Raw genomic sequence first — 23,724 nt, forward strand, 5'->3', positions numbered from 1 at the left:
CTGCAACCGCTTCAGTCCATCTCTTTGAACGGCCATGGCTTGGCGTCGGTTGCAACCGACAAATAGCGCGCGGCCTTGGCGATCCATGCGCCCACCATACAGCCGAAATCGGCCAGCCGTTCATTGGGCTGGCGTTTGTCGATAATGATGATGACAAACTGAATGACCGCCACCAGAAACAGGATGGATTGCGCAACCGACATCATGGCCCCGATGATCAGCATATAGACCAGCCGCAACACAAGGGATTCTGCGGGTTTTTCCAGCGGGGGGGACGGGCGGTCTTCGTCAATGTCTCGCATCATGTATATCCTTTATGGCAGCGCGGTTATAATCTAACCCATTCGGGCGTTCTGCGCCAGAAACCCCAGACATCACGGCGTGCTGACCTGCCCGCCACCAACAGCCGCGCCCACGCCCGTTGTGCCCGGGCACGATGTGGGCAACCCGCGCGCCACACGCACGGCCAGATAGGCAAATGCCTGCGCTTCCAGCATATCCCCGTCCAGCCCCACCGATTCGACTGGCACCACAGAGCAGGCCAGACGCTGCGCGATGCGGCGCATCAGATCCGCATTATGCCGCCCGCCCCCGCATACCAGCAGCTGCGCAGGTTCCGCAGGGAAATGGGCAAACCCTTCTGCAACCGCAGCCGCCGCACATTCCGACAGGGTGGCCAGCGCATCGGCATCGGACAGATGGGCCACAGACGCCAGCACCCCCGGAAAGGCGCGGTCCAGCGATTTGGGCGGCATGCGGTAGAAATAGCCGTCCTCCAGAAAGGCGCGCAGCACCGCTTCATCCACCTGGCCACCCGCCGCCAGCGCGCCGCCGTCATCGCGCGCCAGACCAAGGCGCGAGAGGCACAGATCATCCAGCGGGGCGTTCGCAGGGCCAGTGTCGAACGCCAGAAGCGCGCCGTCATCTTCGGGTTTCTCCTTCGACGGGTCCACCCATGTCACATTCCCCACACCGCCAAGGTTCAGAAACGCCACAGGGGCTGTCGCCCCGATATGGCGCGCAAGGGCAAAATGATAGAACGGGGCCAATGGCGCACCCTGCCCGCCCAGATGAATGTCGGAGCTGCGGAAATCCCACACCACCGGATAGCCCGCAACAAGTGCAAGCACCGCCCCCGACCCTGCCTGATGGGTGCCACGCCCGCGCGGGTCATGCGCCAGTGTCTGGCCGTGAAACCCCGCAAGTTCCACGCCCTCAAAGCGCGCCATAATCTCGGCATGGGCCGTTTCCACCAGTTCGGCCACATCCTCGACCCCGTCCTCGTCCGGCCAGCGGCCAAGGGCTGCACGCAACACCGCGCGTTCGGCGTCTGAATAGGGGCGATAGGCGCTTGGGCCGAAGGCAGCGATTCGTTCGCCATCAGTGCGCAGCACCGCTGCATCCACCCCGTCCAGCGACGTGCCCGACATCATTCCCAGCACTGTAACGAGTTGTGATTCCAACATGGGCTTTTCCTTGGACGCCTGCGCGGCTATAGAACGCGCAATCGGCCATCCGGGACAAGCAAAAATGACCTACAGACCCAAATCAGATTTCCTGAACATCCTTCAGGCACGCGGCTTCTTCGACAATTGCACCGATCTGCAAGGTCTGGACGAAGCGCTGATCAAGGGGGTTGTGCCCGCCTATATCGGCTATGACGCCACAGCGAAATCGCTGCATGTGGGCCATTTGCTGAATATCATGGTGCTGCGCTGGTTCCAGAAATGCGGCCACAAACCCATCACCCTGATGGGCGGCGGCACCACCAAGGTGGGCGACCCCAGCTTCCGGTCGGATGAACGCCCGCTGCTGGATGATGCCGCGATTGCGTCCAATATCAACGGCATGAAGCAGGTATTTGCGAAATACCTGTCCTATGATGACAGCGCAGGCGGCGCGATCATGCTCAACAACGCCGAATGGCTGGACGGGCTGAATTACCTTGATTTCCTGCGCGATGTGGGGCGGCATTTCAGCGTCAACCGCATGCTGAGTTTTGAATCGGTGAAATCCCGACTGGACCGCGAACAATCGCTGTCCTTTCTTGAGTTCAACTACATGATTCTGCAAGCCTATGATTTTGTTGAGATCAACCGCCGTTATGGCTGCCTGTTGCAGATGGGCGGGTCGGACCAATGGGGCAATATTGTCAATGGCATAGACCTTGCACGCCGCATTGCCGATGCCGAGATTTTTGGCCTGACCACGCCGCTTCTGGCCACATCGGACGGGCGCAAGATGGGCAAAAGCCAGGGTGGGGCGATCTGGCTGAACGCAGATATGCTGAGCCCTTATGAATTCTGGCAATTCTGGCGCAACACCACCGATGCCGATGTCGGGCGGTTCCTGAAGCTATACACCGAATTGCCGGTCGAGGAATGCAACCGTCTGGGCGCGCTGGAAGGGTCCGAGATCAACGCAGCCAAGGTGATTCTGGCAAATGAGGTCACGACCCTGTGCCACGGCGCGGATGCTGCCAAAACCGCCGAAGCCACAGCGCGCGACGTGTTTGAAAAGGGCGGGATTGGCGATGATTTGCCTACGCTGACACTGAGCGCGGCCGAACTGGCAGACGGAATGTCAATGGCACAGCTTTTCGTGCGGTCCGGGCTGGCGAAATCCGGCAAGGACGCAAAACGCCTGATCCTTGAGGGCGGCGCGCGCGCAAATGACGCGCCGGTCAGCGATGCGGGACAACTGGTCAGTGCCGCAGATCTGGCGCAGCCGATGAAACTGACCGCAGGCAAGAAACGCCACGCGCAAGTCGTGCTGGAGGGGACGGCAGGCTGACAAAGGCGGGCAACCTGATGCAGATGCCCGGCGCGCCCGGTCCTGCACGCGTGGTGCAGGCGGGGTATTGGATATTTTTGCCAGAATGAAACTGGCAGAGGAATGCCGCTATCTGTATCGGCGCAGGCGGGGACTGAACACCTGGCGTTTCACACGCGTCCGCGCTCATGTAAGCGTAGCAACCGGGGGGCAACGCAGACCCGGCGGGGGGGCGTCAAATCTCGCCGCGCAGAAGGTGGTCCATTGTCAGCGAGGGTTGCGCGCAGCCCGCCTCGCCCACCACGCGCGCGGGAACGCCGGCCACGGTGCTGCGAGGGGGGACATCTTCCAGCACGACAGAGCCTGCGGCGATGCGCGCGCAATCGCCCACGCGGATATTACCCAGCACCTTGGCCCCTGCCCCGATCAGCACCCCGTTGCCGATTTTCGGGTGGCGGTCGCCGTCTTGTTTGCCCGTGCCGCCCAGCGTGACCGAATGCAGCATGGAGACATTGTCGCCCACCACGGCGGTTTCACCGATGACGATGGAATGCGCGTGGTCGATCATGATGCCCTGCCCGATGCGCGCGCCGGGGTGGATATCCACACCGAAGACTTCGGACACGCGCATCTGGATCAGACTGGCAAAATCAAAGCGCCCTTGCAGGCACAGCCAATGCGCGATGCGGTAGGCCTGCACGGCCTGAAACCCCTTGAAATACAAAAGCGGCTTCATGAACCGGTTGCAGGCGGGATCGCGTTCGAAGGTTGCGACAAGATCGGCGCGGGCGGCTTTCCCCAGACCGGCATCGCTGGCATGGGCTGTGTCCATGATTTCACGCAGGATCTGCTCGGACATTTCGGCAGAGGCCAGTTTTTGCGACAAACGAAAGGCAAGCGCCTGTTCCAGCGTCTTGTGATGCAGGATAGAGGAATGGAACACACCGCCCATCAGCGGCTCATCTGTTACCGCAGCGCTGGCTTCGTGCCGGATGCGGGTCCAGACCGGATCAACATCAGGAAGCGGGCGCGGGGTTTTGCCAAGTTCGGGCATGGGTCAGATCCTTGTCGCAAAAGTCGTCGCAGAAGTCGGTGCAAAAGTCACAGGCGCATGCGCCATATCTTCAAAATAGGCAAGAGGAACCGGAAAACAACGCCTGACGCATCATGAAGCTTCACACCGGGCACAAAGCGCGCAAGGCGCGCGATCTGGCGGGGGGGATGGTTGCTGTGGCGACCGCGGTGAACACATGCACCGTGTCCAGTTCGGGATCGACAACCGCGTGGTCCGACACCCAGCCCCCCATCCCAAGATACATACGCAACAATGCCGGCAATGCCTGCCGTGCCGCCTGCGGGTCAGCGTCCCCGTCAGGCAGGGCGCTGGCGCGCGGATGAATGCGCGGCGGGCGCAGCGCGGCGGGGCCGGTATGTCTGGCCCTGAGCCATGTCAGCGCGGCCTGATGGCGCTGCATGTCCTGCCCCCGGAATGACGTGCAGCCAAACAGCAGCTCGACCCCGGTTTGAACCGAAATCAGTGTTACCGCCGCCAGAAGTGCGCGCAATGCATCGGGCATGTCATCTGCATCTGCGACCTGACACAGGCGCCCTATTTCAAGCGCACGCATATATTTGCGTAACAGCGCCGACAGGTCATAAAACTGTCCGGTATAGGTCGCCGAAACATCCGTATGCTGTGACACAAGGCGCAACCGCGCACTGGCCAGCAAACGCCCGCCATCGGGGCTGAACACCATCAGATGCGCGCAAAGCGAATCAAAACGATCTGTGTCCGATTGCCGCGCCCCTGCCCCTTGAAAACGATCATGACGCAAGCGCTGCACCTGTGCGATGTCGGATGCCGTTTGCGCAAAGCGCACCGGAAAGCCCCCGATTACAAGGCCCGCGCCCGTCAGCGCGGGGGGGAAATCCGCAAGGCTGTCTACCGAGGTTCGCAAGGGTGTCATTTCATCCGCCTTCAAGTGATACCACTCACGTCAGGGCGACGAAGGACCCCGCGCCCTACCGCCCCAACATCTGGGTCGGGTTGAACCTTCCGAAATTCGACATCAGCTGGCGCAACACACTCATGCCAGAGGGGCCGGTATCTGTAACGCGGCGCGACAGGGCGACGATTTCGCCATCTTCCAAGCCGAAACGTTCGATATTGGACACGCGATCTGCCGAATCAAAGCTGATGGCAACGATCTGGCGATCAACCTCGACAGGGGCGCGCCAGCCTTCATCGATCCAGTCGCTTTGCACATAATACCAGCCCGACCCTTCCATCACACCAGACACACCGGGGCGGCCGACCTTCTGTTCCACAGTTTCGCGGGTATCGCGGCCGACTTCTATCTCTGTCAGTTGGACATCATCAGGGGCATAGCCATGGAAACGGGCAACCGGGCTGCACGCCACAAGTGCCAGCAACAGGACGGGTGACAAAATCCACAATCCGAGTATCCTCATGCGCCGTATTACCCCTTGAACCTGTCCTAATATTCCCGCCAACCAGGACTTGAAATCAGCAGTTTGCCGAATTGCCCGTAGCCGCCTTTGGTGAAATGGATACAGAAGGACGCGCCGCTATTCAAGAAAGGAACGAAACACTATATAAACTCATTCAACTTTTCCGCCCCACACCCCCGAGGATTTCGTGAAAAAACCCAAAGCCCAACCCAACACACTGTCCCAGCCCATACGCGTGGCGCGGTTAAACGCTCGCAAGCCCGTTCAGTTTGATTTGCAGCCTGAAGCGGCATTGCGCAGCGAGCTTGCGCAGGACCTGGGCATAACGGCGCTGCGTAAACTGCGCTTTCATGGCGAGTTGCGCCCCTTTGGCCAGCGGGACTGGGAAATCAGTGCCACGCTTGGGGCCACGATTGTGCAGCCCTGCGCCGTGACACTGGAGCCCTTGACGACACGAATCGACGAACGTGTCGTGCGCCGCTATCTGACTGATCTGCCCGACCCGCAGGGACTGGAGGTTGAAATGCCGCCGGACGATACGCAAGAACGTCTGGGCGACATGATAGACCCCGGCGCAGTCGCGCTGGAGGCACTGGCCCTTGCACTGCCTGTATTCCCACGCAGCGAAACCGCAGCCCTGCCCGGCGACGGGGTTATCACGGCCGCACCCGAAGGCGCCGCGCCGATCGTGGATGAAAGGCCCAAACCCTTTGCCGGACTGGCGGGTTTGCGTGACAAACTTTTGCGCGATCAGGACAAATCCTGAACACATTTTTCGTTTTTGCAATTACCCGCTTGAAAAATGCACCAAAGCGAGTATTTTGCGCCACTCATGCAAAGAGGGCTTGGAAAGGCGGCTGAAGCCGTGTATGCCGCGCCTCAAATCGCAACCCATAGATTATGCGCATGTTGGGGGTCCATACCGGGCTTTCCTTCAGGCGCCTGCAACCCGAGGTTTGATATGGCCGTCCAACAGAACCGCGTTACCCGCTCTCGTCGTAACATGCGCAGGTCGCATGACGCATTGGTTGCGGGCAACCCGAATGAATGCTCGAACTGCGGCGAACTGAAACGCCCGCATCACGTTTGCCCATCTTGCGGGCACTACAATGACCGCGAAGTCATTGCCGCCGCACAGGCCGTAGACCTGGACGACGACGCCGCATAAGAACGGTGGGCATGCCAATCCGGTTCATCCATGTCTGACGCGCCGCACGGTAGCGCCCCTTTTGGTGCCAACATGACCACCATTTCGGTGGATGCCATGGGCGGCGACCACGGACCGGAGGCCGTTGTCGGGGGGTGTGCTATTTCGGCACGCCGTAACCCCGGTATCGCTTTTTTGCTGCATGGTGACGAAGCTGTGCTGAATGCACTTGTTGCAAAAGAGCATATCCTGGCAGGTCGCGCACAGGTGATTCACAGCCCCGGTGTTGTCAGCATGGATGACAAACCCGCGCAGATCATGCGGCGCGGGCGCGACACATCCATGTGGTCGACCATTACCGCGCTGCGCGACGGGCAGGCACAAGCCGCCGTTTCTTGCGGGAATACCGGCGCGTTGATGGCGGTGTCCATGTTGCGCCTGCGCAAGCTGCCGGGCGTTCACAGACCCGCCATTGCCTGCCTGTGGCCATCGCTTGGACCGCACGGGTATAACACAATGCTGGACGTTGGTGCGGATGTGCGCGCCGACGAAGAATCCCTTTTGCATTACGCGTTGATGGGGTCTGCGTATTTTCGCAACGCATTTGGTGCGACACGTCCCCGCGTGGGGCTGTTGAATGTCGGCACCGAAGACCACAAGGGCCGTGCCGAGATCAAGGAAGCCGCGCGCCTTATTGCGGATGCGGCAGAGGTTGGCCGCTATGATTTCGTAGGATTCGTCGAAGGCAATGATATCCCTTCGGCGCATGTCGATGTCATCGTAACCGACGGGTTTACCGGCAATGTTGCCCTGAAAACCGGCGAAGGCACTGCAAAATTGATGGGCGATGTGCTGCGCACCGAACTGGAACGCAGTTTCATGTCCAAATTGGGCGGCCTGTTTGCCTTGCGTCCGCTGCGACGGATGAAAAAACGTCTGGACCCGCGGCTTGCAAATGGTGGCGTTTTTCTTGGGCTGAACGGGACGGTGGTAAAATCCCACGGTTCGGCTGATTCAACTGGTGTATCTTCGGCCATCAAGCTGGCCTTCACATTAGCGCAATCCGGGTTTCAGGATCGTATGGCAGAGCGTATATCTGCGGTATCGGATGCGCTACAGGAACGGTTGCTGAAATCAGAGGACGATGTCGAAATCGCGCCCGTTGCTGCACCGGACAGAACTCCAGACGGGACGGGGAAGGCATGAACGTAACCAGAGCGGTGATTCGAAGCACAGGGCATTATCTGCCCGAACGCGTGGTGCCGAATGCAGAATTTGCGAAAACACTGGATACCAGCGATGACTGGATCGTGTCGCGGTCTGGCATTGAACGGCGCCATTTTGCCGCTGAAGATGAATTCACGTCCGATCTTGCGATCAAGGCTGCGCGCGCAGCACTCGACAATGCGGGGCTTGCGCCCGAAGATATCGACGCGGTGATTGTCGCGACCTCTACGCCCGATTTCACCTTTCCCGCAGTTGCGACACAGGTGCAGGCGGGTCTGGGCATGCACAAGGGATTTGCATTCGACATTCAGGCGGTCTGCGCAGGATTTGTCTTTGCACTGGCCAATGCGACGGGCCTGATCATGGCCGGACAGGCCAAGCGGGTTCTGGTGATCGGCGCTGAAACCTTTTCGCGCATCATGGACTGGACCGATCGCGGCACCTGCGTGCTGTTTGGCGATGGTGCAGGCGCTGTCATTCTGGAAGCGCAGACAGGCACGGGCGCAAATACCGACCGTGGCGTTCTGGCATCGGACCTGAATTCGGACGGGCGTTACCGCGACCTGTTATATGTTGATGGCGGTGTATCGCGCACCGGCACATCCGGCGTGTTGCGTATGCAAGGCCGCGAAGTGTTCCGCCACGCGGTCGAGAAACTGGCAGCCACGGCATGCACCGCGCTGGACAGGGCCGGGTTGCAGGCCACAGATGTCGACTGGGTTGTGCCCCATCAGGCAAACCTGCGCATCATCCGTGGCACGGCCCAGAAGCTGGGCCTGTCGATGGACAAGGTGGTGGTGACAGTTCAGGATCATGGCAATACATCGGCGGCATCCATTCCCCTTGCCCTGTCGGTTGCCAATGCCGAAGGGCGCTTCAGGCAAGGCGATCTTATCGTGACCGAAGCCATTGGCGGTGGTCTTAGCTGGGGTGCCGTCATTCTGCGGTGGTAACAGCGCATGACACGCGGTTTAATGCCTGCGTGCAACCCCCTGATATTGACTCGGAAAACTCTTTCCCGCATCTTGCTATCTCATAGCGGGGAAATGGCATGTCAAACAAAACACTCACACGAATGGACCTGACCGAAGCCGTCTTTCGCGAAGTTGGCCTGTCACGCAATGAATCGTCGGCATTGGTGGATTCGGTGCTTCAGCATATCTCGGATGCGCTGGTCGATGGCCAACAGGTCAAGATTTCATCTTTCGGGACCTTTTCGCTGCGCGACAAGAATGCGCGGCTGGGCCGCAACCCGAAAACCGGCGAAGAGGTTCCGATCTCGCCACGGCGGGTGCTGACATTCCGCCCGTCCCACATCATGAAAGAGCGGGTTATCGACGGAAACCGCGGATAAGGTGTCCACCATGCGCAAGGCCCCGGAGGCGTTTCGCACCATCAGCGAAACCGCAGAGGCACTTGATACCCCTGCGCATGTTCTGCGTTTCTGGGAAAGCAAGTTTACACAGGTGAAGCCCGTCAAGCGCGCGGGCGGGCGTCGCTATTACCGGCGCGCGGATATTGATCTTCTGGCCGGGATCAAGGAGTTGCTGCACGAACAGGGTATGACCATTCGCGGCGTGCAGAAATTGCTGCACGAAAAGGGCGTGCGCCATGTTGCCGGACTGGCCCCTGTCATGGACACGACACTGGATGACACCCCGGCGGATCGCGCCCGCGTGCAAGCCACGCCCGCGCGGTTTAGCGTGGTGGACGCCGAACCTGACCACGACACGGCACCCGCCCGGCCCGCGAACACGTCAGACCCTGTGGCACCATCCAGCGCGCCCGTGCCCTTGCAGCGCCATCAACCAAGCCCTGCCGCCACTGCCCCCGCGTCGGACACGCCAGCGCCAGCGGCGAAAACGCCCGACACGGCACCGCCGGCTGAACCGCAACGCAACACCACCCCGCGCGAACCTGCCCCGCCGTCTGCGCCCCCGACTGCGCCGGTGCCTGGGCCAGCGACAGAACCCCGCTTGGACATCACGCAAGCCCCCGCCGCCCCTGCCCCTGCCAGAAGCGCCATCAGGCTGGCCCATGACATCCGCCGCAGCAACATGCATCAATCTGTGACTGTTGACGCAGGCCGCATCGCCCCCCTTCTGGCACGGCTGGAGCAATTGCTGGCGCGCATGTCATCAAAGGCCGAGGCAGAGCGCCCCCACCGTTAGGGGCCGTCCGCATTTCCCGCTGAAAGCCGCAGATTTACCGAATTGGCGCTTGCCCTCACCGGTGAATCGGTTAGAAAGCGCGCATTGATGTCGGGCTATAGCGCAGTCTGGTAGCGCGTCCGTCTGGGGGACGGAAGGTCGCAGGTTCAAGTCCTGCTAGCCCGACCATTATCCACCGACATCTTGGGGCATTGTGCCTTGGCTTCGCGCATGAAACTGCGCAGGCGGCAGGGTGGACAAAGCGTTACGTCCCAGAATAGAAGCATAAAACACTTTCGGGGGACAGGCATGACCAAACGCGGCGTTTTGCCATCGCAGGAGTTGCGCGACATGATTGCGCGCGGCGAAATCACGGCCCAGACTGAAATCGAGGATGCCCAGATCCAACCCGCCAGCCTTGATCTGCGGTTGGGTGCGCGGGCGTGGCGGGTGCGTGCGTCCTTTCTGGCGGGCAAGGGAAACCGTGTCGCGGACCGCCTGTCGCTGTTTGAAATGCACCAGATGGATCTGACACAAGGCGCGGTTCTGGAAAAGGGCTGCGTCTATGTCGTGCCCTTGATGGAATCGCTTGCGCTGCCGACAGGCATTCAGGCGGTTGCGAACGCCAAAAGTTCCACCGGCAGGCTGGACTTGCTGACGCGTGTGATCACCGATGACGGGACCGAGTTTGACCGCGTGGCCGAAGGGTATAGCGGGCCGCTTTATGCCGAAATCTGCCCGCGGTCGTTTTCCGTGCTGGTGCGCCCCGGAATGCGGCTGAACCAGATACGCTTTCGGGCGGGGCATGCGGTGCTCGATGATGTTGAACTGACCGCCCTGCACCATGCGCAAACACTGGTGCCCGGAACGCCGGTTATTTCGCAAGGGCTGGGGTTTTCGGTGGACCTGCGCCCTGACAGCGGCACATTGGTGGGCTACCGCGCAAAACCCCATACCGGCGTGATCGATCTGGACAGGATCGGTGCCTATGACCCGCGCGATTTCTGGGAAGAACTGCATGCTGATGCAGGCCGCATCATTCTTGACCCCGGCGCGTTCTATATTCTGGTCAGCCGCGAAGCTGTGCATATTCCCCCCGATTATGCAGCGGAAATGGCCCCGTTTCTGGCCATGGTGGGTGAATTCCGTGTGCACTACGCGGGCTTCTTCGACCCCGGTTTCGGCCATGACGCGGCAGGCGGCACAGGGTCGCGCGGGGTGCTGGAAGTGCGCTGCCATGAAGCGCCTTTTGTGCTAGAACACGGCCAGATTGTCGGGCGTCTGGTTTATGAACATATGCGCACGCGGCCCACGCGCCTGTATGGCGCGGATATGGCGTCAAACTATCAGGGTCAGGGGCTGAAACTGGCCAAGCATTTCAGAATGGCGGGCTGATGCTGGATCTTGCCTTTCTGATCACGGCCTTTGTGACGCTGTTTGTGGTGATCGATCCGATCGGAACCGCACCGCTGTTTCTGGCACTGACCCAAGGGATGAGCGCGGCTCGCAGGCGGGTGATTGCACTGCGCGCCTGCATCATCTCGGTCATATTGCTGGCGCTGTTCGGTTTGGCGGGCGAGGATTTCTTGCGCGCCATCGGCATTTCAATGCCCGCCTTCCAGATTGCGGGCGGCATTTTGTTGTTTCTGACCGCGCTGGACATGCTGTTTGACCGCCGCGCGCGCCGCCGCGCAGACCATGCAGATGAAGGCGATGGCGAGGCGGTGGATGACCCGTCGGTGTTTCCCTTGGCCATGCCGCTGATCGCGGGGCCGGGTGCCATGGCAACGATGGTTTTGCTGATAAACGACGCAGGGCGCGGGCTGGAAGGAATAGCCCTGATAACAGGCGTGATGCTGGTGGTTATATTGCTGGTGTTGCTGGCATTTCTGGCCGCCGGACCGATCGAGCGGCTGTTGCGCCGCACCGGAACCATGGTCATGACGCGGCTGTTCGGGCTGCTGCTGGCCGCACTTTCGGTGCAATTCGTCATGAACGGGGCTGCGGCCATCGGTTTGCTGCCCGTCGTTCAATCCGGGCTATAAGCGCGCCCCCCGCACAAACAAAAAAGGATCAGAAGGTATGTGCCCTTCTGATCCTTTTATCTTTCTGGCCCACGCTTATTCTGCGCTTATTCTGCCGCGTTGGGCTTCATGTCCGGCAGTTCTGGCTGTGTATCAGCATCCTGCTTTGCGGCGGCCGGTTTGCGCGGCTTTCGCGTGTTGCGGCGCGGCTTGGGCGTGTCGTCGCCGCTGGTATCAGCACTGGCTTCAGCTGGCTGCGCTGCGGGTTTCGGTGTCCGTTTGCGCCGTGCGGGTTTCTTGGGCGCGTCGCCATCTGCGGGGGGCGCTGCCGCTTCTGTGGTGGTGGCACCACTTGTGTCCGCAGGCTGGGTGGTCGCGCTGTCGGATCTTGCAGGCGTTGCATTATGCTTCGCCTCGGGCGTTTCAACCAAGGTGCTGTCGTCGACATCATCCTGATCCTGCACGGAAAATGATTCCGGCCGCGGGGCTACATATGTTGCGCTGTTGGTGTCTGCCGGTGCGGAATGCGCGTGCTGTTGATGCCCGTTCTCGCCCTGATCGGACCTGTCATCACCCGAACGGCGCTGCTGGCGATTGCGGTCGTCTTGTTGTTGGTGACGGTTGCGATCTTCCTGCTGCTGGCGGCGCGCATCTGCTTCGGCTTGCATTTCGCGTTGCGCCTGCGCCAGCATGCGGGTGTAATGTTCGGCATGCTGCTGAAAATTCTCGGCAGCCACACGGTCATTAGACAATTGCGCGTCACGCGCAAGCACCTGATACTTTTCGATTATCTGCTGTGGCGTTCCACGAACCTTGCCCTCGGGGCCTGAACTGTCAAAGACACGATTGACAATGTTGCCCAAGGATTTCGGGCGGTTCGATTTCGAACGCGAGCGTTGTTTGCTTGATCTCATACTGTAAAAATTCCGGCCCTATGTGGCATGGCGTGCGAACCAGTCGCGGATCAGTTCGGCAAGCGAATTTTCCGGTAGGCTGCAAGGGAAAACAAGCGCAGCGCCGAAAGTAGCGCCGCATCCTGTGAATTTTGTGTGCCATGGCTGGGCATGCATGACAAGGGTTTTATGCGTCAAATATTCAGATTCCGCGCAAATTTGCCGAAATCACACACACATATTGCCGCGCAAGCACCAAAGCGTTGGTTTATTGCTGCGCGTTTTGTCCGCGCACGACACGATCATGCCCTGACATATCACGCAACACTGACACGTTGTCGAAACCTGCGGCGTGAAACAACGCCTGCACCGCCTGCCCTTGCGTGCCACCAATTTCCACCATCAGCCAGCCACGGGGGTGCAAAAAATCGCGGGCCTGCGCGCAGATCACACGATAGGCGCCAAGTCCTGTGCCATCATCCGCGTCAGGGACCAGCGCCATTCTGGGTTCCCAATGGCGCACGTCCGGCGACAGCGCTGCCATTTCCTGCGCTGCAATATAGGGCGGGTTTGATACGATCAGATCGAAACGCCCGGCAATATCTGCAAACCAGTCCGATTGCTGCAACTGCACCCTGTCCTGCACAGCCAGCATACGCGCATTGTCCACCGCCACATTCAACGCAGCCGGTGACTGGTCCGCGCCGACCCCCCTGGCCCCTGCCCGTTCTGCAAGCAATGTCAGAATGATTGCGCCCGACCCCGTGCCAAGATCCAGCACAGTGGCGAATTCAAGGCCCAGCGCGGCCTCGATCAATGTTTCGGTTTCAGGGCGCGGGTCCAGAACGTCCCTTGTGACACGAAAACGCCGCCCCCAGAATTCGCGGGTGCCGATGATCTGCGCCACAGGCTGATGACGCGCGCGCGCATCAACGAATGCGCGGTAGCGCTGCGCCGGGGCATCGCCAACAGGATCGGGCATCACCAGCGACAGGCGTGCGGCGTCTATGTCCAATGCATGCGCCAGCAACCAGCGCGCATCGCGTGCGGCACCGTCTATCCCTGCCGCGCGCAGTTGCGCCGCCCCCGTGGCCAGCAATTGCGCGGCGGTGGCGGTCATGCTTCCATCTCGGCCAGGCGGGCGGCCTGATCGGCGGTGATAAGCGCGTCGATCACTTCATCAAGATCGCCTTGCATGACCTGATCCAGCTTATAAAGCGTCAGGTTTATACGGTGGTCCGTCAGCCGCCCCTGCGGAAAGTTATAGGTCCGTATGCGTTCGGACCGGTCACCCGACCCCACTTGCGCCTTGCGCGCGCTGGCGCGGTCATCGGCGGCGCGCTGGCGTTCCATGTCATAGAGTTTCGCGCGCAAGACCTGCATGGCAATGGCGCGGTTCTGATGTTGGGATTTTTCCGAACTCAGCACCACAATACCCGTGGGAATATGGGTGATGCGCACTGCCGAATCGGTCGTGTTGACATGCTGCCCGCCCGCACCCGATGCGCGCATCGTATCAATGCGGATGTCTTGCGCGGGAATGTCGATATCAACGGCTTCCGCCTCGGGCAGGACGGCCACGGTTGCCGCAGATGTATGAATGCGCCCGCCGGATTCGGTCACCGGCACACGCTGCACGCGGTGCACACCGGATTCGAACTTCATGCGTGCAAACACCCCTTCGCCTGCAATGCGCATCACGGCATCGCGCAGACCGCCCAGTTCGGTTTCATTATAGCTGATCATCTGCACCTGCCAGCCACGCGTTTCGGCATAGCGTTGATACATGCGCAACAGGTCGGCTGCGAAAAGGCTGGCTTCCTCGCCCCCTGTTCCGGGGCGCAGTTCGATCAATGCGGGGCGGGCATCTGCAGAATCCTTGGGCAATAATGCCATGCGCAGGGCGTGTTCCAGCGCTGGCAGCGCCGCGTCCAGCCGCTCCAGCTCCTCTCGGGCCAATGCGCGCATTTCGGGGTCGTCTTGCATGGCCTGCGCCTCGGCCCGTTCAGAAAGGGCCTGTTGATAGGCCGCAATCTGGTCGACCACGGGTTTCAGTTCGGCATACTCACGCGACAGCGCGGCCATATCCTGCGATGCCACACCTTCCATAAGGCGGGCTTCCAGAAAGCCGAAGCGGCGGGTGATCTGATCAAGTGTATCGGATTGAAACATGCATCAAGCATGTGGCGCGACGCGGCAGAATGGTCAAGCCCCAGCCGTGCTGCCACTGGACCTGTGCTGAGCAAGGCTATAAACTGCCCTGATCAAAACCGAGGGTCTTTCCACATGGGCGATTTCGCCAGTCAGCTTGACACTGCATTCTGGGTCAGTGTCGGGGCAGTTCTTGTGCTTTTAGTTATTTCCGGCCTTTTTTCCGGATCGGAGACCGCACTGACCGCGTCCAGCCGTGGCAAACTGAAGGCGCAGGCGGACAAAGGGTCCGGCGGGGCGAAACGCGCGCTGGAGTTGACCGAGGACAGCGAGCGGCTGATCGGTGCGGTGTTGCTGGGCAACAATCTGGTCAATATTCTGGCCGCATCGCTGGCCACGGCCCTGTTCACACGCCTGTTTGGCGATAGCGGCGTTGCACTTGCCACATTGGTCATGACGCTGCTGGTGCTGGTTTTTGCCGAAGTGCTGCCCAAAACCTATGCCATTTCCAACCCTGAAACAGCGGCAACGCGTGTCGCGCCTGCATTGACATGGGTGGTGGCGATATTTTCGCCGGTGGTGGCCGTGGTCCGGTTTGTGGTGCGGCGCATTCTGGGGCTATTTGGTGTCACCATCGATCCTGACAGCAATATCCTGTCTGTGCATGAAGAAATTGCCGGCACGCTGGCGCTGGGGCATTCAAGCGGGTCGGTGGAGAAGGAACACCGCGACAGGCTGCTGGGTGCGCTGGATTTGTCGGAACGCACGGTCGAGGAAATCATGCGCCACCGCAGCCAGATTGAAACCGTGAATGCCGGGGACCCGATCGAGGAACTGATTGCAACCTCCATCAACTCCGCGCATTCGCGCCTGCCGATGTACCGCGATGATCCCGAAAATATTGTCGGCATTCTTTATGCCCGCGATCTGGTGCGCGACATGCACCGTCAGGTGACCGAAGCCAACGGTGACTACGGCGCGATTGCGAAACTGGATATCTCCGGCCTGATCCGCCCGCCGTATTTTGTGCCCGAAACGACCCCGCTGGATGAGCAGATGCAGGAATTCCTACGCCTGCGCAGACATTTCGCGCTGGTTGTCGATGAATATGGCGCGTTGCGCGGGCTAATCACGCTGGAAGATATTCTTGAAGAAATCGTGGGCGAGATCGAGGATGAATACGACACCACCCACGCCCCCGAAATCGAACATGGCCCGGGTGGCGAAGTGCTGGTCGACGGCGCGATGACCATTCGCGATCTGAACCGCGCCACCGACTGGTCCCTGCCTGATGAGGAGGCCGTGACCATTGCGGGCCTTGTCATCCATGAATCGCAGACAATCCCAGAAGCCGGGCAGACTTTCTTTTTCCACGGGTGCCGGATCAAGATTCTGGAACGCGAGGGCAATCGCATCACACGCCTAAGCCTGCTGAACACCGCCGAAGACCCGGACGAGGACAGCTAGGGCGTGGCCCTTGTCAGGGGAAACCGCAATCGCTGATCGGTGCGGTCGTGAAACGGGTCGGTTGGGGATATAGCCCGCGCCATCGGCGGGTCGGGGTCTGCCGGTCCAGGATTTGAGAAGTTCACTTTATGCAGGCTGCATATTCCGACATCACAGAAGTTCCCTGACATCAGCAAAATCGGCAGGCCGCGGGACGGCCCGCCGATGGCGCGGCGGGCTGCGCCCTTTGCTCCGCGCCTTGGCAATCTCCCCTCAGGCCGCCTTGCCGCTGGTCAGCGACAGGAACACATCTTCCAGATCGGGTTCTTCGCTGGTGACATCCGTGACCACACCGCCCGATTTCGCGACCGCCGCCAGCAACTGCCCCGCACTGACCTGCGACCGGCGGTAAGTCAGCGCGATCTGCCCGTCGCGGCGCGTTTCCTGCGTGACATTGGCGGGCAAGGCCAGCGCCGCCTGCGGGTTTTCCAGACGCAACACCAGTGTCTTGGCATCCAGCCGCCCCAGCAGCGCCGATGTGCGGTCACGCACCACCACCTCGCCATGATTGATGATCGCAATTTCATCGCACATGGCTTCGGCTTCTTCCAGATAATGGGTTGTCAGTATGATGGTCATGCCCAGTTCATTCAGCTTGCGCACATTGGTCCACAGCATCTGGCGCAATTCGATATCCACACCCGCTGTCGGTTCATCCAGCACCAGAACCTGCGGATGATGCACCAGCGCCTTGCCCAGCAACAACCGCCGCCGCATGCCCCCTGACAAGGTGCGTGCATAGGATTCGGCCTTGTCGGACAGGCCGATCAGTTCCAGTATCTCATCCGTGCGGCGCGCCGATTTGGGCACACCATAAAGGCCCGCCTGCACCTCCAACGCGCCGCGCGGGGTAAAAAACGGGTCAATATTCAATTCCTGCGGCATGACCCCGATGGCCGCGCGCGACTGGCGCGGGTTCACATCCTGATCAAACCCCCATATCCGCACCTGCCCCGCCGTTTTGTTCACCAACCCCGCCAGAATATTGATCAGGGTCGATTTGCCCGCGCCATTGGGACCAAGCAGGCCGAAAATGCTGCCTGCGGGGATTGTCAGGTCCACCCCGTTCAGGGCGGTCTTTCCATCTGCATAGGTCTTGTTCAGGTTCAGGATTTCGATCGCGTTTTTAGTCATCGGGTCCGCCCATCCTCGTATTATGTTTGCGCTGAACATAAGCACATCGGCGGGAATTGAAAGTCGGTCCGGTTTCTTGACCCACACGCCTGCCGGTCATAGGCTGGCCAAAGCATTCGGGATGAAAGGAAAACCCATGAAGGAACTGCTGACATCATTTGACGGACGCATCGGGCGCGGGCAATGGTGGCTGGGCGCACTGGTGCTGATCGCCTTCGCCATTGTCTTTGCGATTATCGTGGGCGTTTTGTTCGGCGACAGCATGATCACCGGCATTCTGACATTGCTGCTGTCCTTCGCGCTGCTTTATCCTGCAGCGGCACTGGCCACCAAGCGGCTGGCGGATCGCGCCAAACCGGCCATGCCACGGCTGGTTATTTTCTTTGGTCCCAGCCTGCTGTTCAGCATCATCGACACATTCCGCATCGGCTATCGCCCTTACCGGAAATGGGTGGGCTGGAAACAAACGGCGCCATGATGCCGGGCACGTTTGGCATGACGCTTGGGTTCATCTCGCTTGTTGTAAGTCTCTGGGCGCTGGTGGAGCTGGGCATATTAAAGGGTGATGCCGGTGAAAACCGCTTCGGCCCGCCACCCGGCTGACGCGAACGCCCCTTGAAGGCCCCTTGCCTGTGCGGCAAGATCAAGTATGTTCCCGCACAGGTAGCAAGAAGGTCACCAAGATGAAGTCCACCCTGTCCCATGATGCCCCGGAAACCGAAATCGTAAACGCGATGCGCGTCTGCTGCGATGGCGGCGAAGGTGCGCTGGGGCACCCGCGCGTGTGGCTGTCCCTGTCCCACGACACCGGACTCGTTGAATGCCCCTATTGCGACAAGCGTTTCATCCACCGCGATTTTGCGGATGATCAAACGTCCTGAGCATTTTGAACAGACCAGAAACGGAGGGCCAGCCATGAGCAAATGCGAAACGGGCTTTGGCAAGGGCTGCCATCTGCATCTGATCGACGGATCGGCCTATATTTTCCGCGCCTATCATGCGCTGCCACCGCTGACACGCAAATCCGACGGGTTGCCCGTGGGCGCTGTGGCAGGCTTTTGCAACATGCTGTGGCGCTATCTGGGCGAGAATGGCGACAGCTCCGACGCGCCCACCCATGCGGCGGTGATCTTTGATTATTCATCAAAGACATTCCGCAATGACATCTATGACCTATACAAGGCCAACCGTCCCGAACCGCCCGAAGATCTGCGCCCGCAATTCCCGCTGACACGCGATGCCACCCGCGCCTTCAACCTGTCTTGCATCGAGGTGCAGGATTTTGAAGCCGATGACATCATCGCCACGCTGGCGCGGCAGGCCCGCGAAGCTGGCGGGCGCGTGACCATCATTTCATCCGACAAGGATCTGATGCAGCTTGTGGGTGGCGGTGTCGAAATGCTGGATGCGATGAAGAACAAACGCATCGGCACCGATGAAGTGATTGAAAAATTCGGCGTTGCCCCCGACCGCGTGGTGGATGTGCAGGCTTTGGCGGGGGATTCGGTGGACAATATACCCGGCGCGCCGGGCATCGGGGTCAAGACTGCGGCGCTTTTGATCAATGAATATGGCGATCTGGACAGTTTGCTGGCGCGTGCAGGTGAAATAAAGCAACCCAAACGCCGCCAGACCCTGATCGACCATGCAGACCAGATTCTCATGTCGCGCAAACTGGTCACGCTTGATGAAAACACCCCGCTGGATTTTTCGCTGAACGATCTGGAAGTGCGCGACCCTGACCCCACCGCACTTGTGGACTTCCTGAACCAGATGGAATTTCGCACGCTGACACGCCGCGTCGCCGACAAGTTCGGAACCGAACCGCCCCCCCTGCCTGACCCTGCCCCCGAAACGGCCCCGCAGGCCAACACGCCCGACATGCCGGAATTCAGCGCAGCACTTTATGACTGCATCCGCGATACGGACACGCTGAACACATGGATCGCGCGCATCCGCGAACGCGGCTATGTCGCGGTGGACACCGAAACCACCTCGCTTGATGAAATGCGCGCGGAACTGGTGGGCATTTCACTATGCGTGGATGCAGGCCATGCCGCCTATATCCCGCTGAAGCATCGTGCGGGCGGGGATGACCTGTTCGGGGCCAGCACGCTGCTGGACGGCCAGATCCCGCTGGAACAGGCGCTGGATGCCCTGAAACCCGTGCTGGAAGATCCTGCCATCCTGAAAATCGGGCAGAACATGAAATATGACGCCAAGATATTTGCAAATCTTGGCATAGACGTGGCCCCGATCGATGACACAATGCTGTTGTCTTATGCGCTGCATGGCGGGTTGCACGGGCATGGCATGGACACCCTGTCGGACCGCTACCTGAACCACCAGCCCATCCCCATCAAATCGCTTCTGGGCGCGGGCAAATCGGCCATCACTTTTGATATGGTGGGCATTGACGATGCCACCCGCTACGCGGCCGAGGATGCCGATATCACCCTGCGGCTGTGGCACATGTTCAAGCCCCGCCTGCATGCCGCACAGGTCACGCGCGTCTATGAAACGCTTGATCGCCCGCTGGTGCCGGTTCTGGCACAGATGGAACGCCACGGCATCAAGGTGGACCGCGATGTGCTGTCGCGCATGTCCAACGCGTTTGCGCAGAAAATGGCCGCACTCGAATCAGAAATCCACGAACTTGCAGGCGAAAGCTTCAATGTCGGATCGCCCAAGCAACTGGGCGAAATCCTGTTTGACAAAATGTCGCTGCAAGGCGGCAAGAAAGGCAAGACCGGCGCCTATGCCACCGGCGCCGATGTGCTCGAAGACCTGGCCGCGGAAGGGCATGACCTGCCCGCCCGCGTGCTGGACTGGCGGCAATTGTCGAAACTGAAATCCACCTACACGGACGCGCTTCAGGACCATATCCACCCCGAAACCGGCCGCGTGCATACCTCCTATGTTATCACAGGGGCTGTGACAGGGCGTCTGGCCTCGACCGACCCCAACCTACAGAATATCCCCATCCGGTCTGAAGAAGGGCGGCGCATCCGCACGGCCTTCGTGGCCGATCAGGGCAATAAACTGGTCGCACTCGATTACAGCCAGATCGAGCTGCGCATCCTCGCCCATATCGCCGGTATCGACAGCCTGAAATCCGCCTTCCGCGACGGCCATGACATCCATGCCATGACGGCATCAGAAATGTTCGGCGTGCCCCTGGACCAGATGACACCGGATGTGCGCCGTCAGGCCAAGGCCATCAATTTCGGCGTGATCTACGGCATTTCGGGCTTCGGTCTGGCGCGCAATCTGCGCATTCCGCGCGCACAGGCGCAGGCTTTCATCGACACCTATTTCCAGCGCTTCCCCGGCATCCGCGCCTATATGGATGACACTGTGGAATTCGCGAAAAAACACGGGCGCGTGGAAACCCTGTTCGGGCGGCGCATCCAGACCCCGGAAATCAACACCAAGGGACCGGGCGCGGGCTTTGCCAAACGCGCGGCCATCAACGCGCCCATTCAGGGGACTGCCGCCGATATCATCCGCCGCGCCATGATCCGCCTGCCCGACGCATTGGCAGACCTGCCAGCCCGCATGCTGCTGCAAGTGCATGACGAACTGGTGTTCGAGGTGCCTGAAAGCGCCGTTGATGACACCATCGCCCGCGTCCGCACAGTCATGGAAGCGGCCGCCGAACCCGTGGTCAAACTCGACGTGCCGCTGGTCGTGGATGCCGGTGTGGGCGACAACTGGGCGCAGGCACATTGACCCCCGCCCCTGCTTTCATTCTGGCAAAAATATCCACAGGGGTTTCTTAAGGGGGGCGTGCCCCCCCTTAAGGCAGGGGGTTTGGGGGGCAGCAGCCCTCCAAGCGCCCCCTCGCGAATGCATCACGCCACGTTTTCCATCTCCGCGATGATCCCGTTGACAACATCCGCCAGCAGGCCTTCATCCTCGCATTCCGCCATTACACGCACCAACGGCTCCGTGCCCGATTTGCGGATCAGCAGCCGCCCGCAGCCGTCAAGGCGCGCCTTGGCCGCGTCAATCGCGGCTTTCACATGATCCGATGACAGAATATCGACGCCCGGTGCCGTGCGCAAATTGCGCAGCATTTGCGGGACAGGGTCGAAACTGCGCGCCAGCAGGGATGCGGGTTTCTGGGTCTCCATCATCGCGGCCAGAAAATGCAGCGCCGCAATCAGCCCGTCGCCGGTCGTGGCAAAATCGGTCATCACAATATGGCCCGACTGCTCGCCGCCCAGGTTCCAGCCTCCCGCGCGCATGCGTTCCACCACATGCCGGTCCCCCACAGCCGTGCGTTCCAGCCGCAGGCCATGGCCCTGCAAGAACCGCTCCAACCCCAGATTGGACATGACCGTTGCCACCAGAACCCCGCCGTGCAACCGGTCCGCCTGCGCCCAGCGATGGGCAAACAGCGCCATGATCTGGTCGCCATCCGCAATCTGGCCGCGTTCGTCAATAATGATGACACGGTCCGCATCGCCATCCAGCGTGATGCCCAGATCAGCGCCTGTTTCCAGCACCTTGGCCGCACAATGGCGCGGATGGGTTGACCCGCAGTCAAGGTTGATATTGGTGCCGTTCGGTTCCACCGCCACCGTCACCACCTCGGCCCCCAATTCCCACAGCACTTGCGGCGCCACCTTATAGGCCGCACCATTGGCGCAATCCAGCACCACTTTCATACCCGAAAGCTGTGTGCCGCGCGGCAAGGTGGTCTTGGCATATTCGACATAGCGCCCGCCCGCATCCTCTATGCGTTTGGCCCGCCCGATATTGGCCGGTTGCGCGGGCGTGATCGGCCCGCCCACAATGCGCTCGATCTCGGCTTCATCCGCATCCGACAGCTTGAAGCCGTCAGGGCCAAAGAACTTGATGCCATTGTCCTGATGCGCATTGTGACTTGCAGAAATCATGATCCCCAGATCCGCGCGCATGGACCGCGTCAAGAACCCCACAGCCGGCGTGGGCACCGGACCCAGCAACAGCACGTTCATTCCGGTCGATGTCAGCCCTGCCGTCAGTGCGGTTTCGATCATATAGCCCGACAGGCGCGTGTCCTTGCCGATGACAACACGGTGCCCGTTCGACCCGTCGCGCCGGAAATGCCGCCCCGCTGCCGCGCCCAGCTTCAGCGCCATTTCTGCGGTCATCGGATAGCTGTTTGCCGTGCCACGCACCCCGTCAGTGCCAAATAGCTTCCCCATTATGCCGGTTCCCTGTATTCAATGTTCAATGCCTGCCACATGGACAGCGCCTGTCGTGTCTGCGCCACGTCATGCACGCGTATTATCTGTGCGCCGCCGCTGGCCGCTGCCAATGCCACGGCAAGTGATCCTGCCACACGGTCTGCTGCGTCCTGCACCCCGCTGATGCTGCCTATGAACCGCTTGCGCGATGCCCCCAGCAAGATAGCACAGCCCGTCATATGCAGCAGGGGCAGATCGCGCAGCAAGGCAAGATTATGCTCAATCGTTTTGCCAAACCCGATACCGGGGTCGACGATGATCTGCTGTGGCGCGATGCCTGCATCGGTGGCGCGGGCAATGGCCTGCATCAGCCAATCATACACATCCAGCCGCACATCCGCGTATTCGGGGTGGTTCTGCATGGTCTGGGGGGTGCCCTGCGCATGCATCAGGCACACGGGCACGCCCGCATCGGCGACCACTTGCGCCAGATCACGGTCCCATGTCAGCGCTGACACATCATTCACGATATCGGCGCCCGCCGCCAGTGCTGCGGCTGCCACAGCCGCTTTGCGCGTATCGATCGAAATGGGATGTGTCAGCCCTTCGGCGCGCAGCGCGCGGATCAGCGGCGCAGTGCGCGCAATTTCTTCGTCGACGGGAACATCCTGTGCGCCCGGGCGGGTGGATTCGCCGCCAATGTCCAGAATATCGGCCCCGTCCGCCACCAGCCTGCGCGCTTGCGCCAGCGCGGCCGCCATGCTGTTAAACCGGCCCCCGTCGGAAAAACTGTCCGGCGTGACATTCACGATCCCCATGATGCGGGGCCGGTCAAGGGCCAACCCGCAAAGCGGCGCGGGGGCGGCGGTCAGAATGTGGTCTGTCGCACTGTCGAACCCGCGACTGCTGCGCGCATCAGCGTCACGCGCCAATATGTCGATACCGGCGATGCGCAGCGCCCTTTGCCCCCGCAGGGCGGGCATGTCGGCGGTGGCCAGCGCCGCGGGGCGCAGATAGGGACAAAGATAGGTTTTCATACCATCTATTTGCCCGTTTCAGCGTGACAGCACA

At 60.6% G+C, this 23,724-nt stretch carries 25 protein-coding genes and 1 tRNA gene; 15 read left to right on the forward strand and 11 right to left on the reverse strand.

The genetic code is table 11. The annotated features are described in order from the left end of the window. Nucleotides 1-11 precede the first annotated feature (11 nt). Nucleotides 12-305, reverse strand: coding sequence for a DUF4389 domain-containing protein (locus P8S53_RS11890; RefSeq protein ID WP_277804182.1), 294 nt, complete (start codon nucleotides 303-305; stop codon nucleotides 12-14). A 69-nt stretch (nucleotides 306-374) separates the two neighbouring features. After that, complete coding sequence (locus P8S53_RS11895) at nucleotides 375-1,466, reverse strand: anhydro-N-acetylmuramic acid kinase (protein WP_277804183.1); 1,092 nt, start codon at nucleotides 1,464-1,466, stop codon at nucleotides 375-377. A 64-nt stretch (nucleotides 1,467-1,530) separates the two neighbouring features. Here P8S53_RS11895 and tyrS point away from each other — a divergent pair, with 64 nt between their 5' ends. Continuing rightward, entirely contained in the window at nucleotides 1,531-2,793 is a 1,263-nt protein-coding gene (tyrS, locus tag P8S53_RS11900; protein WP_277804184.1) for a tyrosine--tRNA ligase, read from the forward strand. Between the two features lie 214 nt (nucleotides 2,794-3,007). Here the strand turns inward: tyrS and cysE are convergent, their stop codons facing one another. The 3 genes from cysE to P8S53_RS11915 all read right to left on the reverse strand — a co-directional run bounded on the left by cysE (nucleotide 3,008) and on the right by P8S53_RS11915 (nucleotide 5,244). Then, on the reverse strand, nucleotides 3,008-3,826 hold the full coding sequence (cysE, locus tag P8S53_RS11905) for a serine O-acetyltransferase (RefSeq protein WP_277804185.1): 819 nt from the start codon (nucleotides 3,824-3,826) through the stop codon (nucleotides 3,008-3,010). 121 nt (nucleotides 3,827-3,947) lie between these two features. Next, a complete protein-coding gene (locus P8S53_RS11910; protein WP_277804186.1) occupies nucleotides 3,948-4,739 on the reverse strand; it encodes a GNAT family N-acyltransferase in 792 nt (263 codons plus the stop codon). Nucleotides 4,740-4,794: 55 nt separating this feature from the next. Continuing rightward, nucleotides 4,795-5,244, reverse strand: coding sequence for an outer membrane protein assembly factor BamE (locus tag P8S53_RS11915; RefSeq protein ID WP_277804187.1), 450 nt, complete (start codon nucleotides 5,242-5,244; stop codon nucleotides 4,795-4,797). A gap of 187 nt (nucleotides 5,245-5,431) precedes the next feature. Between P8S53_RS11915 and P8S53_RS11920 the strand changes: the two genes are divergently transcribed. The 9 genes from P8S53_RS11920 to P8S53_RS11960 all read left to right on the forward strand — a co-directional run bounded on the left by P8S53_RS11920 (nucleotide 5,432) and on the right by P8S53_RS11960 (nucleotide 11,813). Next, nucleotides 5,432-6,010: a DUF177 domain-containing protein gene (locus tag P8S53_RS11920; protein ID WP_277804188.1), complete on the forward strand. Its 579-nt coding sequence runs from the start codon at nucleotides 5,432-5,434 to the stop codon at nucleotides 6,008-6,010. Between the two features lie 195 nt (nucleotides 6,011-6,205). Then, a complete protein-coding gene (gene rpmF / locus P8S53_RS11925) occupies nucleotides 6,206-6,412 on the forward strand; it encodes a 50S ribosomal protein L32 (RefSeq protein ID WP_277804189.1) in 207 nt (68 codons plus the stop codon). Between the two features lie 30 nt (nucleotides 6,413-6,442). Further along, nucleotides 6,443-7,597 carry a phosphate acyltransferase PlsX gene (gene plsX / locus P8S53_RS11930; protein ID WP_306417802.1) on the forward strand — a complete coding sequence of 385 codons (1,155 nt, stop codon included), beginning with the start codon at nucleotides 6,443-6,445 and terminating at the stop codon, nucleotides 7,595-7,597. After that, nucleotides 7,594-8,571, forward strand: a complete 978-nt coding sequence (locus P8S53_RS11935; protein ID WP_277804191.1) for a beta-ketoacyl-ACP synthase III — start codon at nucleotides 7,594-7,596, stop codon at nucleotides 8,569-8,571. Before plsX ends, P8S53_RS11935 begins: the two co-directional genes overlap by 4 nt. A gap of 98 nt (nucleotides 8,572-8,669) precedes the next feature. Next, complete coding sequence (gene ihfA / locus P8S53_RS11940; protein WP_277804192.1) at nucleotides 8,670-8,972, forward strand: integration host factor subunit alpha; 303 nt, start codon at nucleotides 8,670-8,672, stop codon at nucleotides 8,970-8,972. A gap of 10 nt (nucleotides 8,973-8,982) precedes the next feature. Beyond that, complete coding sequence (locus tag P8S53_RS11945; RefSeq protein WP_277804193.1) at nucleotides 8,983-9,789, forward strand: MerR family transcriptional regulator; 807 nt, start codon at nucleotides 8,983-8,985, stop codon at nucleotides 9,787-9,789. 91 nt (nucleotides 9,790-9,880) lie between these two features. Next, a tRNA-Pro gene (locus P8S53_RS11950) sits at nucleotides 9,881-9,957 on the forward strand. A 120-nt stretch (nucleotides 9,958-10,077) separates the two neighbouring features. Then, nucleotides 10,078-11,163, forward strand: a complete 1,086-nt coding sequence (locus P8S53_RS11955; protein WP_277804194.1) for a 2'-deoxycytidine 5'-triphosphate deaminase — start codon at nucleotides 10,078-10,080, stop codon at nucleotides 11,161-11,163. A gap of 2 nt (nucleotides 11,164-11,165) precedes the next feature. Beyond that, nucleotides 11,166-11,813, forward strand: a complete 648-nt coding sequence (locus P8S53_RS11960; protein ID WP_306417919.1) for a MarC family protein — start codon at nucleotides 11,166-11,168, stop codon at nucleotides 11,811-11,813. An 86-nt stretch (nucleotides 11,814-11,899) separates the two neighbouring features. On the opposite strand, the gene P8S53_RS11965 is transcribed toward P8S53_RS11960, so the two are convergent. From P8S53_RS11965 to prfA, 3 genes are all read right to left on the reverse strand, one after another. Then, nucleotides 11,900-12,706 carry a DUF4167 domain-containing protein gene (locus P8S53_RS11965; protein WP_277804196.1) on the reverse strand — a complete coding sequence of 269 codons (807 nt, stop codon included), beginning with the start codon at nucleotides 12,704-12,706 and terminating at the stop codon, nucleotides 11,900-11,902. Nucleotides 12,707-12,953: 247 nt separating this feature from the next. Further along, complete coding sequence (gene prmC, locus P8S53_RS11970) at nucleotides 12,954-13,805, reverse strand: peptide chain release factor N(5)-glutamine methyltransferase (RefSeq protein ID WP_277804197.1); 852 nt, start codon at nucleotides 13,803-13,805, stop codon at nucleotides 12,954-12,956. Beyond that, complete coding sequence (gene prfA / locus P8S53_RS11975; RefSeq protein WP_277804198.1) at nucleotides 13,802-14,857, reverse strand: peptide chain release factor 1; 1,056 nt, start codon at nucleotides 14,855-14,857, stop codon at nucleotides 13,802-13,804. The genes prmC and prfA overlap by 4 nt, the downstream gene beginning before the upstream one ends. 114 nt (nucleotides 14,858-14,971) lie before the next feature. Here prfA and P8S53_RS11980 point away from each other — a divergent pair, with 114 nt between their 5' ends. Further along, the gene (locus tag P8S53_RS11980) at nucleotides 14,972-16,303 is read left to right on the forward strand and encodes an HlyC/CorC family transporter (RefSeq protein WP_277804199.1); all 1,332 of its coding nucleotides are present in this window, start codon (nucleotides 14,972-14,974) and stop codon (nucleotides 16,301-16,303) included. 252 nt (nucleotides 16,304-16,555) lie between these two features. On the opposite strand, the gene P8S53_RS11985 is transcribed toward P8S53_RS11980, so the two are convergent. After that, nucleotides 16,556-17,476, reverse strand: coding sequence for an ABC transporter ATP-binding protein (locus tag P8S53_RS11985; RefSeq protein ID WP_277804200.1), 921 nt, complete (start codon nucleotides 17,474-17,476; stop codon nucleotides 16,556-16,558). A gap of 136 nt (nucleotides 17,477-17,612) precedes the next feature. On the opposite strand from P8S53_RS11985, the gene P8S53_RS11990 reads away from it, so the two are divergent. The 4 genes from P8S53_RS11990 to polA all read left to right on the forward strand — a co-directional run bounded on the left by P8S53_RS11990 (nucleotide 17,613) and on the right by polA (nucleotide 21,208). Then, nucleotides 17,613-17,954 carry a DUF805 domain-containing protein gene (locus tag P8S53_RS11990; RefSeq protein ID WP_277804201.1) on the forward strand — a complete coding sequence of 114 codons (342 nt, stop codon included), beginning with the start codon at nucleotides 17,613-17,615 and terminating at the stop codon, nucleotides 17,952-17,954. After that, nucleotides 17,951-18,079 carry a hypothetical protein gene (locus P8S53_RS11995; protein ID WP_277804202.1) on the forward strand — a complete coding sequence of 43 codons (129 nt, stop codon included), beginning with the start codon at nucleotides 17,951-17,953 and terminating at the stop codon, nucleotides 18,077-18,079. The genes P8S53_RS11990 and P8S53_RS11995 overlap by 4 nt, the downstream gene beginning before the upstream one ends. Nucleotides 18,080-18,171: 92 nt before the next feature. After that, complete coding sequence (locus P8S53_RS12000) at nucleotides 18,172-18,357, forward strand: zinc-finger domain-containing protein (protein WP_306417920.1); 186 nt, start codon at nucleotides 18,172-18,174, stop codon at nucleotides 18,355-18,357. A gap of 34 nt (nucleotides 18,358-18,391) precedes the next feature. After that, on the forward strand, nucleotides 18,392-21,208 hold the full coding sequence (gene polA, locus P8S53_RS12005; protein WP_277804204.1) for a DNA polymerase I: 2,817 nt from the start codon (nucleotides 18,392-18,394) through the stop codon (nucleotides 21,206-21,208). 122 nt (nucleotides 21,209-21,330) lie between these two features. Here polA and glmM read toward each other — a convergent pair whose 3' ends face one another. Both glmM and folP read right to left on the reverse strand, forming a co-directional pair. After that, nucleotides 21,331-22,674 (reverse strand): phosphoglucosamine mutase, encoded by a 1,344-nt coding sequence (gene glmM, locus P8S53_RS12010; protein ID WP_306417921.1) that lies wholly within the window; start codon nucleotides 22,672-22,674, stop codon nucleotides 21,331-21,333. Further along, nucleotides 22,671-23,690, reverse strand: coding sequence for a dihydropteroate synthase (gene folP / locus P8S53_RS12015; protein WP_277804206.1), 1,020 nt, complete (start codon nucleotides 23,688-23,690; stop codon nucleotides 22,671-22,673). The genes glmM and folP overlap by 4 nt, the downstream gene beginning before the upstream one ends. Nucleotides 23,691-23,724 lie beyond the last annotated feature (34 nt).

Source organism: Roseinatronobacter sp. S2 (genome assembly GCF_029581395.1).
Lineage (GTDB): Bacteria > Pseudomonadota > Alphaproteobacteria > Rhodobacterales > Rhodobacteraceae > Roseinatronobacter.